Below are 12553 nucleotides of genomic sequence, written 5' to 3'. Positions count from 1 at the left end.
CTGCTTCCTCTACGGCCTCGTGGGTTCCGGGACGGGGACGGCGAAGGAGGGGCCACCCTGCTCCGGCACGTCGGCCGTGAGCTCGGGCGAGGACTCGCTGGTCAGCGGTACGGCGTCGGCGAACGGCGACTCGCTGGTGAGGGGCTCGGCGTCGGGCAGCGGGGGTTCGCTGGTCAGCGGGGCCTCGGCGCAGCTGCCGGTGGCGCCGAATACGCAGTAGTGCGGGGTCTCGGAGGCGGCGGAGGGCTCCGCCCAGGGGGTGGACGGCTCCGCCACGGGTTTGGAAGGGGCCGGCAGCAGAAGGGGCGCCAGTGCAGCCACGGGGGTCTCCTTTGGATCAGGCTCTGGGTCGGACGGTGGAACAGGCCCGTCATCGGGCTCCGGGTCGGGCGGTGTGTCGAGCTCGCTTGTGGCGAGTTACGCCAGCCCCTACCCAGTCCGCACGAGGACAGACGCCCCAATACCGCCAACGTGGCCCTGGTCACATTCACCCCCTGTCGAATACACCCGGACCCGGCCAAAAAATCACCTAACCCGCGCACGGATCACCCAAACCGGTCGCACATGCGCGCCCCTCTTCAACACGCCGCCGCGGCACAGGCACGCGACGGCGCGAGTGTCACACCTGCGCGTAACCGCCGTCGGCGAAGAACTCGGCACCGTTGACGTAACTCGACGCGTCCGAGGCGAGGAACGTCGTCAGGGCGGCGATCTCCTCGGGTTCGGCGAGCCGGCCGAGAGGGACCTCGCCCTCGGCCTGCTGGAGAGCCCCGGGCGGGACCAGCTCCAGCAGACCAGGGGTTCGCGTCCCGCCCGGGGACACGACGTTGACCCGGAAGCCGTGCGTGCGCGAGCTGTGGGCCCAGCCACGGGCGAGGTTGCGGACGGCGGCCTTCGATGCCCCGTAGACCTCGAGTCCCTGGGTGGGCCGTGTCGAGGCGGTCGAACCCGTGAGGATCACCGAAGCGTTGGGACTGAGCAGCGGCAGCGCTTGCTGCAGGGTGAAGATCGTTCCCTTGACGTTGACGGCGAACACCGAGTCGATCAGCTCCTCCGTCACCTCCCCGAACGGAGCCGCGACGCCGATGCCCGCATTGGCGACCAGCACGTCGATGCGGCCGGCCCGGTCGCGCACGGTGCTGTAGAACGCGTCGAGGTCCGCGGGCACGGAAACATCACAGACCACGCCGGTTACGGCAGGTCCGAGCTCGGCGGTCGCGGCGTCGAGCGCGTCCTTGCGGCGACCGGTGACGAAAACCCTGGCGCCCTCGTCGCGGAACGCGCGTGCGGTCGCGAATCCGATGCCGGTGCTGCCCCCGGTGACCACGGCGATCTTGCCCGTGAGTGACTTGCCCATTCGTCCCACCTCGTTGATCGACCTTTCAGATAGTCGAAACACTAATGGTTACGACAGCCTGTCGCAACCTTCACTGTTACGACTGCGCTGTCGTAACATAAAGCGTTGCGGCCGGTAGGAGGGACTCATGAGCGCCAACAGCAGGCTGACCATCGCCGCCCACGCGCTGGCCTGGATCGGCCTCTACCAGCGCCAGGGCCATGAGGTCGCCACCTCCGAGCAGATCGCGTCCAGCGCGAACACCAACCCCGTGGTGATCAGGCGGCTGCTGGGTGAGCTGCGCAGGTCCGGGCTCGTGGAGTCCCGACGGGGTGTGGGCGCGGGCTGGTCGCTGGCGCGCGAGCTGGGGTCGATGACCCTGCTCGACGTGTACGAGGCAGTGGAACCCGGCCCGCTGTTCGCGATGCACCGCACCACCCCGGACCAGGGATGCGTGGTGGGTCACGGCATCCAGCCGGCGATGCAGGACGTCTACGAGGGCATCGAGGAGACCGTGAGGCGCGAGCTGGCCCGCGTCACGCTCGAAGACGTACTCCGGAACGTACTCGCGACACCTCGCTAACCTCCCGTCACGCCCGGGCTTGGCACGCGCGGCGACAGCGGCTGTGCGCTCTCAGGCTGCGCGAAGGCAGAAAGGGTGCCCGGCGGGGCTGGCGTGCGGTCGGCGCCCGCTCCTGTTCCGAGGCCGTGCAGGAATCATTCCCCGGGTTCGAGCATCCTGCTGCACCAGGAGCACCTCGCCGTCGGAGGACAGCATGACGTTGGCCGGCTTGCCCCCGCACCGCCTCGTTCAGGCGTTCGACCGATTCAACGCCGCTCACCCCTGGGACCACAACGCCCACTACCACCGCTGGATCCTGCGGCAGCTCCCTCGCCGGTTCGGCAGCGCGCTGGACGTCGGTTCCGGCACCGGTGACCTGGCCCGTCTGCTCGCCACCCGGGCCGACGAGGTGCACGGCGTCGATTCAGATCCGGCGATCACCGCACAGGCACGCGCGCTGACTCCCGAGCCGACGGCGGCCTCCTTCGTCGTCGCCGACGCCCTGACGGACCTCCCCGCCGGACCCCACGACGTCATCACCTGCGTCGCCACCCTCCACCACCTGCCGTTCACCGAGGCCCTGGACACCTTCCGCAGCCGCCTCGCTCCCGGCGGCACCCTGGTCGTCGTCGGCCTCTACCGGCCGCGGACCGCCACGGACCACCTGCTCGGCGCGGCCGCCGTCCTCCCGAACGCCGCCCTCGGGTGGCTCAAGAACAGGGGCCGGGCCACACCCCGCCCGGCCTCGATGACCGCCCGGACCCGGCCGGCCGACATGGCGTTCTCCGGCATCGTCGAAGCGGCACGCGCGGTTCTGCCCGAAGCCCGGCTGCGGCGGCGTCTCTTCTGGCGCTACTCCCTCACCTGGCGCAGCCCCTGACCGGCCGGATCTCCCCTACGCTGAGGGTGTGGACCCCCGCAGATCCGGAGGAGCCTAGTAACCGTGACCGCCGACAGGCCGCAGATGCTCGTTACCGAGTTCGAGGAACTCGCCCGCCATGCCGACCGGAGCATAGAAGGCGCGCGGCTCGAGTTCATCAACGGACATCTTGGGGGGAAGGCCCTGCCCGACGGCGACCACGGACGCGTCATCCAATGGCTGACGCGAATCTGCATGCAGCACCGACCCGACCTGTGGCTGGATCCGACACAGGGACTGGTCGTCGAGGCGTACCGGCGCGGCCGTGCCCGGCCGGACGGCTCCCTCGCACCGGCGGAGGCCTTCGTCGGCCAGGGCGAGTGGGCCGACCCCGCCCCCGTCCTCATGGTCGTGGAGGTCACTTCGTACGACTCGGACACCGACCGGCGCGACCGTGTCGACAAGCCCCGCGCCTACGCCGGGACGGACATCCCGGTGTACCTGCTGATCGACCGGGACACCTGCGAGGTCAAGGTGCACAGCCGCCCCGACGGGGGACGGTACGAGACCGTGCAGACGCTGCCCTTCGGCAAGGAGGTCGCGCTGCCCGAGCCGGTCGGGATCGCACTGGACACCGAGCCGCTGAAGAACTGGGTGCGCTGAGCCGGAGCCGGAGCAAGCGGAGGCCCGGACGTCAGGCGGAAATGCCGTCGATCCGGGCCATGGCGTCCTCCGCGCCGTACGGCTGCAAGTACGGCAACCAGCGCGGGTCCCGATGGCCGGTGCCGATGATGCGCCAGGCCAGGCCGGTGGGCGGGGCCGGTTTGTGGCGCAGGCGCCAGCCCAGCTCGACCAGGTGGCGGTCGGCCTTGACGTGGTTGCAGCGGCGGCAGGACGCCACCACGTTCTCCCACGCGTGCAGGCCCCCGCGGCTGCGCGGGATGACGTGGTCGACGCTGGTGGCGACGGCACCGCAGTACATGCAGCGGCCTCCGTCGCGGGCGAACAGGGCACGGCGGGTGAGCGGGACGGGGCCCCGGTAGGGCACCCGCACGAACCGCTTGAGCCGGACCACGCTGGGTGCGGGCACGGTGACGGTCGCGCTGTGCAGATAGGCGCCGGACTCCTCGAGGCACACGGCCTTGTTCTCCAGGACGAGGACGAGCGCGCGGCGGAGCGGTACGACGCCGAGTGGCTCGTACGACGCGTTGAGGACCAGGACATGCGGCACGGGTGCCTCCTTGGGCGTCGGCGGCGCGTGGCTCGCGCCGGGACGATCTGGTTCAGTCTCCCCTCATGCCTGGTCGTAGCGCCACCATGTCCCGGTAACGGGCTGGGAGTGTTTTCGACCACACGGGGCCCGTGTACCGGGCGTGACCGGTCCGGGCGTGGGTGAGCAGTGTCTCCCCCGCCGGTTTCGGGCCGAACCGGGTCCGGTGCCCCGTTAGTGTGGTGCATCTGCCCGTCCGGTGACCTTTCCGTGACCTTGGACCGGACCTCGGACCGGACCGCGCAGGACGGGCCGCCGCATCTGGAGGTTTCCGCCGTGTCCCTGTCCGCCGCCGTCCTGCCCCTGCTGGCCGCCGGTTCGTCGTCTGCGTCGTCTGCGTCGTCGCCCTCGCCGTCGCCGTCTCCGACGGCCCCGGCCGTGCCCTCGCTGAAGGAGGCCCACGAGAGCGCGACGAACGCCGCGGGCTGGGTCGAGGAGAACTGGTCGACGTGGCTCGCGATCGGGCTGCGGGTGCTGCTGATCGTGGTGATCGCGGTCGTGCTGCGCGCCGTGGTGCGGCGGGCGATCACCAAGCTGATAGAGCGGATGAACCGCAGGAGCGGGGCGTCCGGCGGCACCGCGCTGAGCGGGCTGCTGGTCAACGCCGAGCGGCGCCGCCAGCGCTCCGAGGCGATCGGCTCCGTGCTGCGCTCGGTGGCCAGCTTCCTCATCCTCGGCACCGCGGCGCTGATGGTGCTCGGCACCTTCCAGATCAACCTGGCCCCGCTGCTGGCCTCCGCCGGTGTCGCCGGTGTCGCGATCGGTTTCGGCGCCCGCAACCTGGTCACCGACTTCCTGTCCGGCGTCTTCATGATCCTGGAGGACCAGTACGGCGTCGGCGACAGCATCGACGCGGGCGTGGCCTCCGGCGAGGTCATCGAGGTCGGGCTGCGGGTGACCAAGCTGCGCGGCGTCGACGGCGAGATCTGGTACGTCCGCAACGGCGAGGTCAAGCGCATCGGCAACCTCTCCCAGGGCTGGTCCACGGCCGGGGTCGACGTGACCGTCCGCTCCGACGAGGACCTGGACAAGGTGAAGGAGACCCTCTCCGCGGTCGGCGAGCGGATGAGCAAGGAAGAGCCCTGGAACGAGATGCTCTGGGGGCCGATCGAGACCCTCGGACTGGACTCCGTACTGCTCGACTCGATGGTGGTGCGGGTCTCCGCGAAGACCATGCCCGGCAAGTCCCTCACCGTCGAGCGTGAGCTGCGCTGGCGGATCAAGCGGGCCTTCGACGCGGCCGGCATCGCGATCGTCGGCGGTGCCACGGTCCCGCTGGAGGGCGCCCCGGCCGCCGCCGACCCGACGGCGGGCGTCGCCGCGCCGTCGGCGTACGCGAGCACCGTGTCGCCGCAGTCCGTGGCGGCGTCCCCCATTCCGCCGCCCAGCACCAGCAAGTAGCCGGGCAAGCAACTCCCCCACCGTGCGCTTCCCGCCCCCGAGGTAACGACTGCGTTGCCTCGGGGGCGGTCTCTTGACGGCTCCTTGCGGGCGGGCCTACGTTCTCCAGCCAACAGGAAACTTTCCTAACAGACGCTCTTCAGGCGTTCCGCCGGAACGTTTCCCGTGATCGGTGCGGTGGACTTCCCCCACCGCCCCCTGAAAAGCTGAGCGGTCGAGAGGCAGGTGTGGACACGCATGGCAGGAACCGCCGGTACGCCGGGCACCCCGCGCGTCCTGCGCGCCATGAACGACCGGGCCGCACTCGACCTCCTGCTGGAGCACGGGCCGCTGTCCCGGACCCGGATCGGCAAGCTGACCGGTCTGTCGAAGCCGACCGCCTCCCAGTTGCTGGCCCGGCTGGAGGCGGCGGGGCTGGTCCTGGCGGGGGGCACGACCGAGGGGCGTCCGGGGCCCGGCGCCCAGCTCTACAAGGTGAACCCGGCCGCCGCGTACGCCGCCGGGATCGACGTCACCCCGGGCCGCGTCCTCGCCGCGGTCGCCGACGTCACCGGCCGCACGGTCGGCCGGTTCGAGCTGCCCACCCCGGGCCGACGCGCCGCCACCCCCGTCGTCCAGCAGGTCACCGACGCCCTCGACGGCGCGGTGAAGGCCGCCGGGCTCGCCCGCGCCGACGTCCACCGTCTCGTCATCGGCACGCCGGGCGCCTTCGACCCGGGCACCGGACGGCTGCGCTACGCCTCCCACCTGCCCGGCTGGCACTCCCCCACCCTGCTGGACGAACTCGCCGCCGCGCTGCCGATGCCGGTGGAGTACGAGAACGACGTGAACCTCGCCGCCGTGGCCGAGCAGCGCCTCGGAGCGGCCCGGGGGCACGAGGACTTCGTCCTGCTGTGGAACCAGGAGGGCCTGGGCGCCGCCCTGGTGCTCGGCGGGCGGCTGCACCGCGGCTGGACCGGCGGCGCCGGGGAGGTCGGGTTCCTGCCGGTGCCGGGCGCCCCGCTGGTCCGCAAGGTCAGCCGCACCGGCAGCGGCGGCTTCCAGGAGCTGGCCGGCTCACAGGCGCTGCCGGGACTGGCCCGGGAGCTGGGCGTCGCCGACGTGCCCTCGGGGCCGTACACCGAGGTCGCCGCCGCCCTCGTCGCCCGCGCGGCACAGGCCGGCTCCGACGCCGACCCGCACCGCCGGCTGCTCCAGACCTACGCCACCCGCCTGGCCACCGGCCTCGCCTCCCTCGTCTCGGTGCTGGACCCCGAGCTGGTGGTCCTGAGCGGCACCTCCCTCACCGCGGGCGGCGAGGCGCTGCGCGACCTGGTCCGGGACGAGCTGGAGGAGTTGGCCGCCTCCCGGCCCCGGCTCGCCGTCGGTGACGTGACCGGGCACCCCGTCCTGCGCGGCGCGCTGGAGAGCGCGCTCGCGACCACCCGCGACGAGGTCTTCGACACCTCGCGCTGACCCCCGCGCCACCCGACTCGCCCCACCCCGCATCGCCCCACTCGCCTCACCCACTCACCCACTCGCCCCACCCACCTGTCCCCACCCTGCCCCTGGGAGCTTCGCCATGCCCGGAATATCCAGGAAAGCGGCCCTCGCGGTCGCCGCCTCCGCCTCCCTCGCCCTGCTCGCCACCGCCTGTACCGGCCAGTCCGACTCCGGCGCCTCCGACGACCCGAACGCCGAGACGACCATCACCTTCTGGCACGGCTGGAGCGCGCCCGCCGAGGTGAAGGCCGTACAGGCGAACGTGGACCGCTTCGAGAAGGCGCACCCCAACATCAAGGTGAAGGTCGTCGGCAACATCAACGACGACAAGCTCAACCAGGCGCTGCGCGCGGGCGGTTCGAGCGGACCCGACGTGGTGTCCTCGTTCACCACCTCCAACATCGGCAAGTTCTGTTCCTCGGGCGCCTTCCTCGACCTGAAGCCGTTCGTCGAGAAGTCGAAGCTCGACCTGGACGCGCTCATCCCGAAGCCGATGCTGGAGTACACCCAGTTCGACGGGACGCGCTGCGCCCTGCCGCTGCTCGGCGACGCCTACGGCCTCTACTACAACAAGGACGCCTTCGAGGCGGCCGGGATCAAGGCCCCGCCGAAGACCTGGTCCGAGTTCGCCCAGGTGGCGAAGAAGCTGACGAAGACCAAGGGCGACGGGTACCAGCAGCTCGGCTTCATGCCGAACTACCACGGCTACGAGACCGTCGTCGACCACTACATGTCCCAGTGGGACCACGCCTACTTCGACGAGGACGGCAGGTCCAGCGTCGCCAAGGACCCGGCGTTCGCCGAGATGTTCAGCTACCAGAAGAAGCTCGTCGACGACCTCGGCGGCTTCGAGAAGCTGGAGAAGTACCGCAACACCTTCGGCGACGAGTGGGGCGCCAAGCACCCCTTCCAGACCGGCCAGGTGGCCATGCAGCTGGACGGCGAGTGGCGGCTCGGCATGGCGAAGGACGCCGGGGTCGACTTCGAGATCGGCACCGCGCCGATGCCCGTCGCCGACGACGAGGTGGCCGAGTACGGCAAGGGCTTCCTCTCCGGCACCGTCATGGGCATCGCCCCGCAGAGCAAGAAGCAGAACGCCGCGTGGGAGCTGGTGAAGTACATGACGACCGACACCGGGGCCGTCGTCGCCTTCGCCAACGCCATCCGCAACGTGCCCTCCACCTTCCCGGCGCTCAAGTCGCCCGACCTGAAGACCGACCCGGCGTTCAAGACCTTCCTGGACATCGCCCAGCACCCCGAGTCGAACTCCCCGCCGGCCTCCGTCAACGGCGCCACGTACCAGCTGACACTCCAGGACTTCGGCTACCAGTACGAGTCGGGCAAGGTGAAGGACCTCGAGGCCGGTCTGGAGAAGACCGCCGCGCAGATCGACCGCGACATCGCGCAGGCGAAGTAGCGGTCCATGGCCACCAACACGCTCCGCGCGAAGCGCCGTTCCTCGGCGCTTCGGACGGCGGCCTTCATGTCGCCGTGGCTCGTCGGGTTCGGCGTCTTCTTCGCCTATCCCCTGGTGTCCACCGTGTACTTCTCGCTGATGAAGTACGACGGCTTCGGCGTCCCGGAGTTCCGGGGCCTGGAGAACTGGGCGTACGTCTTCCAGGACTACCCGCTGTTCTGGCCGGCCCTGCGCAACACCCTCTGGCTGGTGCTGGTGATGGTCACCTGCCGGGTGGTGTTCGGCCTGGGGGTCGGGCTGCTCATCACGAAGATCAGGACGGGCGCCGGGGTCTTCCGGACTCTCTTCTACCTGCCCTACCTCGCGCCGCCCGTCGCCGCGACGCTGGCCTTCGTCTTCCTCCTCAACCCCGGTACGGGACCGGTCAACTCGGTCCTGGAGGGGCTGGGAGTACCGGCGCCCGGCTGGTTCACGGACTCCGCCTGGTCCAAGCCGGCGCTGACCGCGCTCGCCGTGTGGGGTGTGGGCGACCTCATGGTGATCTTCATGGCGGCGCTGCTCGACGTGCCGAAGGAGCAGTACGAGGCCGCCGAGCTGGACGGGGCGTCGGCCTGGCAGCGGTTCCGGTTCGTGACGCTGCCGAACATCTCGCCGATCGTGCTGTTCGCCGTGGTCACGGGCGTGATCCAGACCATGCAGTACTACACGCAGCCGCTGGTCGCCGGGAAGGTCGCCTCCGGGATCATCGGCGGCTCCGGGCAGTCCTTCGAGCCGGGCTATCCCGACAAGTCGACCCTCACCCTCCCCCAGCTCGTCTACAACCTCGGCTTCCAGCGCTTCGACTACGGCTCCGCGTGCGTGGTCGCGCTCGTGCTGTTCGCGCTGGCCATGGCGTTCACGGCGCTGCTGATGCGCCGCCGGGGCGGACTTCTCCAGGCAGGTGACCGATGACCCAGGTACCGATGGCCCAGGTACTCGACCGGCCCGTCGCGGCCGGCAGCCCGCCGCCCACCGAGGAGCGCACCGCCCGCCGGCGCGTCCTGCTGCACTGGATCGCGGTCCACTCCCTGGGCCTGGCAGCCGCCCTCTTCTTCACCCTGCCGTTCGTCTTCGTGGTCCTCACCTCGCTGATGAGCGACCAGCAGGCCCTCACCCGGGACCTGTGGCCGCACACCTGGGAGTGGGGCAACTACCGGACCGTCCTGGACACGCCGGGCTTCCTCACCTGGTGGAAGAACACGCTGCTGTACGCGGGCCTCGGCACCGTGCTGACGGTGGCGTCGTCGATCCCGGTGGCGTACGCGCTGGCCAAGTTCCGCTTCCGGGGGCGGCACCTGTCCCTGATGCTGGTGATCTCGATGATGATGCTGCCCCCGCAGGTGATCATCATCCCGATGTACCTGTTCTGGGCGAAGCAACTGGACCTGTCCGGCACGCTGTGGCCGCTGATCATCCCGATGGCCTTCGGCGACGCCTTCTCCATCTTCCTGCTGCGGCAGTTCCTGCTGACCATCCCGGACGAGTACCTGGACGCGGCGAAGGTCGACGGCTGCGGGGAGCTGCGCACCCTGCTGAAGGTCGTCCTGCCGATGGCCAAGCCCGGGATCGCGGCCGTGGCCCTCTTCCAGTTCTTCTACGCCTGGAACGACTACTTCGGCCCCCAGATCTACGCCTCCGAGAACCCCGGCGCCTGGACGCTCTCCTACGGCCTGGAGTCCTTCAAGGGCGCCCACCACACCGACTGGAACCTCACCATGGCCGCGACCGTGCTGGTCATGGCCCCCGTGATCCTCGTGTTCTTCTTCGCGCAGAAGGCGTTCGTCGAGGGCGTCACGCTCACCGGAGTAAAGGGTTGATGTCTGCATGAAACTCACCGTGGTCGGCGGCGGTTCGACCTACACGCCCGAACTGATCGACGGCTTCGCCCGGTTGCGGGACACGCTGCCGGTGGAGGAGCTGGTGCTCGTCGATCCGGCCGCGGACCGGCTGGAGCTGGTGGGCGGCCTCGCCCGCCGCATCTTCGCCAAACAGGGCCACGGCGGCCGCGTGGTCACCACCTCCGACCTGGACGCGGCCGTCGACGGCGCCGACGCCGTACTGCTCCAACTGCGGGTCGGCGGACAGGCGGCCAGGCAGCAGGACGAGACCTGGCCGCTGGAGTGCGGCTGCGTCGGGCAGGAGACGACCGGCGCGGGCGGGCTCGCCAAGGCGCTGCGCACGGTGCCGGTGGTGCTGGACATCGCCGAGCGGGTGCGACGGGCCAACCCGGACGCCTGGATCATCGACTTCACCAACCCGGTCGGCATCGTCACCCGCGCCCTGCTCCAGGCCGGGCACCGGGCGGTCGGGCTGTGCAACGTGGCGATCGGGTTGCAGCGCAAGTTCGCCGCGCTGCTCGGGGTGGCACCCGCCGACGTCCACCTGGACCACGTGGGCCTCAACCACCTCACCTGGGAGACCGGCGTACGGCTCGGCGGGCCCGAGGGCGAGGACGTGCTGCCCCGCCTGCTCGCCGAGCACGGGGACGCGGTCGCCGCCGACCTGCGCCTGCCCCGGCCGCTCCTGGACCGCCTGGGCGTCGTCCCCTCCTACTACCTGCGCTACTACTACGCCCACGACGAGGTCGTCGAGGAGCTGCGCACCAAGCCGTCCCGGGCCGCCGAGGTCGCGGAGATGGAACGGCAACTGCTTCAGATGTACGGCGACCCGGCCCTGGACGAGAAGCCCGCGCTGCTCGCCAAGCGCGGCGGCGCCTACTACTCCGAGGCCGCCGTGGACCTCGCCGCCGCCCTGCTCGGCGGCGCGGGCTCCCCGTACCAGGTGGTGAACACCTACAACCGGGGCACGCTGCCCTTCCTGCCCGACGACGCGGTGATCGAGGTGCCGGCGGCGGTGGGCGGCAAGGGTGCCGCCCCGCTGCCGGTGGCGGACGTGGACCCGCTGTACGCGGGGCTGATGGCACACGTGACCGCCTACGAGGACCTGGCCCTGGACGCGGCGCTGCGCGGCGGGCGGGACCGGGTCTTCCGGGCGCTGCTCGCCCACCCCCTCGTCGGCCAGTACGCGTACGCCGAGCAGCTCACCGACCGGCTGATCGCGCACAACCGGGAGCACCTGGCGTGGGCCTGAGCGCAAGTGTCCTCGCCGTCGACGCGGGCAACAGCAAGACCGACGTGGCCGTGGTGGCGGCCGACGGCGAGGTCCTCGCCACGGCGCGCGGCGGGGCCTTCCGCCCGCCCGCCGTGGGGGTCGAGCGGGCCGTCGACGCCCTGGCGGACGCGGTGACGCGGGCCTTCGCGGCGGCCGGGGTCACCTCCGTCGACCACGTGTCGGCGTGCCTGGCCAACGCCGACCTGCCCGTGGAGGAGGAGCAGCTGGCCGCCGCGCTGCACGCGCGCGCGTGGGGTGCGGGCGTCGAGGTCCGCAACGACACGTTCGCGGTCCTGCGGGCGGGCGTCGCCGAGCCGCTGGGCGTCGCCGTCGTGTGCGGGGCGGGCGTGAACTGCGTCGGCATGCGCCCCGACGGCCGCACCGCCCGCTTCCCGGCCATCGGCCGCATCTCCGGGGACTGGGGCGGCGGCTGGGGGCTGGCCGAGGAGGCGCTGTGGCACGCCGCGCGCGCGGAGGACGGCCGGGGGGAGCCGACCGAGCTGGCCCGCACGCTGCCGGCGCACTTCGGCCTCGACTCGATGTACGCGCTCATCGAGGCCCTGCACCTGCGGCGGGTCGAGCCGGTACGGCGGCACGAGCTGACCCCCGTGCTGTTCGCCACGGCGGCGGACGGCGACCCGCTCGCCCGGTCGGTCGTGGACCGGCAGGCCGACGAGGTGGTGGCCATGGCCACGGTCGCGCTGACCCGGCTCGACCTGCTGGCCGAACCGGCGCCTGTGCTGCTGGGCGGCAGCGTGCTGGCGGCCCGGCATCCGCAGCTCGACGGGCGGATACGGGAGCTGCTGGCGGCCCGCGCCCCCAAGGCGGTGCCGCGCGTGGTGACGGCCCCGCCGGTGCTGGGCGCGGTGCTGCTGGGGCTCGACCACGTGGGCGCGGCGCCCGGGGCCCGGGAGCGGGCCCGGGAGCACTTCACCGCCTGAGCCGCCACGGGAACCGAACCGGTTCCCGTGGCGTATTCATGGGCAGGGGTGGTGCGTTGCACCGGGATCACATCAAGATCGGACGAAGGCCGGTGCGAATGTCGGTGCGGACGGCGATACTTGCGGCGACGGATG

The 12553-nt window shown here is 71.4% G+C and carries 13 protein-coding genes; 10 read left to right on the top strand and 3 right to left on the bottom strand.

The annotated features are described in order from the left end of the window. Positions 1-9 precede the first annotated feature (9 nt). Together ACZ7MF_RS24160 and ACZ7MF_RS24155 are read right to left on the bottom strand one after the other, a co-directional pair. Positions 10-321 (bottom strand): hypothetical protein, encoded by a 312-nt coding sequence (locus ACZ7MF_RS24160; protein ID WP_471479658.1) that lies wholly within the window; start codon positions 319-321, stop codon positions 10-12. A gap of 298 nt (positions 322-619) precedes the next feature. Next, entirely contained in the window at positions 620-1357 is a 738-nt protein-coding gene (locus tag ACZ7MF_RS24155) for an SDR family NAD(P)-dependent oxidoreductase (protein WP_471479656.1), read from the bottom strand. Positions 1358-1484: 127 nt separating this feature from the next. Between ACZ7MF_RS24155 and ACZ7MF_RS24150 the strand changes: the two genes are divergently transcribed. The 3 genes from ACZ7MF_RS24150 (at position 1485) to ACZ7MF_RS24140 (ending at position 3420) form a co-directional block, all read left to right on the top strand. Then, on the top strand, positions 1485-1919 hold the full coding sequence (locus ACZ7MF_RS24150; protein ID WP_471479654.1) for an Rrf2 family transcriptional regulator: 435 nt from the start codon (positions 1485-1487) through the stop codon (positions 1917-1919). Positions 1920-2112: 193 nt separating this feature from the next. Further along, on the top strand, positions 2113-2778 hold the full coding sequence (locus ACZ7MF_RS24145; protein ID WP_471479652.1) for a class I SAM-dependent methyltransferase: 666 nt from the start codon (positions 2113-2115) through the stop codon (positions 2776-2778). 84 nt (positions 2779-2862) lie between these two features. Then, positions 2863-3420: a Uma2 family endonuclease gene (locus tag ACZ7MF_RS24140; RefSeq protein ID WP_471480110.1), complete on the top strand. Its 558-nt coding sequence runs from the start codon at positions 2863-2865 to the stop codon at positions 3418-3420. A 31-nt stretch (positions 3421-3451) separates the two neighbouring features. On the opposite strand, the gene ACZ7MF_RS24135 is transcribed toward ACZ7MF_RS24140, so the two are convergent. Beyond that, positions 3452-3988, bottom strand: coding sequence for an HNH endonuclease (locus tag ACZ7MF_RS24135; RefSeq protein ID WP_356861173.1), 537 nt, complete (start codon positions 3986-3988; stop codon positions 3452-3454). A 255-nt stretch (positions 3989-4243) separates the two neighbouring features. On the opposite strand from ACZ7MF_RS24135, the gene ACZ7MF_RS24130 reads away from it, so the two are divergent. The 7 genes from ACZ7MF_RS24130 (at position 4244) to ACZ7MF_RS24100 (ending at position 12418) form a co-directional block, all read left to right on the top strand. Then, positions 4244-5428, top strand: a complete 1185-nt coding sequence (locus ACZ7MF_RS24130; RefSeq protein WP_471480108.1) for a mechanosensitive ion channel family protein — start codon at positions 4244-4246, stop codon at positions 5426-5428. A 237-nt stretch (positions 5429-5665) separates the two neighbouring features. Beyond that, the gene (locus ACZ7MF_RS24125) at positions 5666-6883 is read left to right on the top strand and encodes an ROK family transcriptional regulator (protein WP_471479650.1); all 1218 of its coding nucleotides are present in this window, start codon (positions 5666-5668) and stop codon (positions 6881-6883) included. Positions 6884-6989: 106 nt separating this feature from the next. Further along, positions 6990-8327 carry an ABC transporter substrate-binding protein gene (locus ACZ7MF_RS24120; protein ID WP_471479648.1) on the top strand — a complete coding sequence of 446 codons (1338 nt, stop codon included), beginning with the start codon at positions 6990-6992 and terminating at the stop codon, positions 8325-8327. A 6-nt stretch (positions 8328-8333) separates the two neighbouring features. Next, entirely contained in the window at positions 8334-9278 is a 945-nt protein-coding gene (locus tag ACZ7MF_RS24115) for a carbohydrate ABC transporter permease (RefSeq protein WP_328560519.1), read from the top strand. Positions 9279-9289: 11 nt separating this feature from the next. Further along, complete coding sequence (locus tag ACZ7MF_RS24110) at positions 9290-10183, top strand: carbohydrate ABC transporter permease (protein WP_471480106.1); 894 nt, start codon at positions 9290-9292, stop codon at positions 10181-10183. 7 nt (positions 10184-10190) lie between these two features. Then, the gene (locus ACZ7MF_RS24105) at positions 10191-11456 is read left to right on the top strand and encodes a 6-phospho-beta-glucosidase (protein ID WP_471479645.1); all 1266 of its coding nucleotides are present in this window, start codon (positions 10191-10193) and stop codon (positions 11454-11456) included. Then, positions 11447-12418: an N-acetylglucosamine kinase gene (locus ACZ7MF_RS24100; RefSeq protein ID WP_471479642.1), complete on the top strand. Its 972-nt coding sequence runs from the start codon at positions 11447-11449 to the stop codon at positions 12416-12418. Before ACZ7MF_RS24105 ends, ACZ7MF_RS24100 begins: the two co-directional genes overlap by 10 nt. The last annotated feature ends 135 nt before the right edge of the window (positions 12419-12553 follow it).

Source organism: Streptomyces sp. NPDC111628 (genome assembly GCF_055635195.1).
The sequence above is the reverse complement of the archived record's forward strand: the minus strand, read 5'-3'. Positions and strand labels throughout refer to the sequence as shown.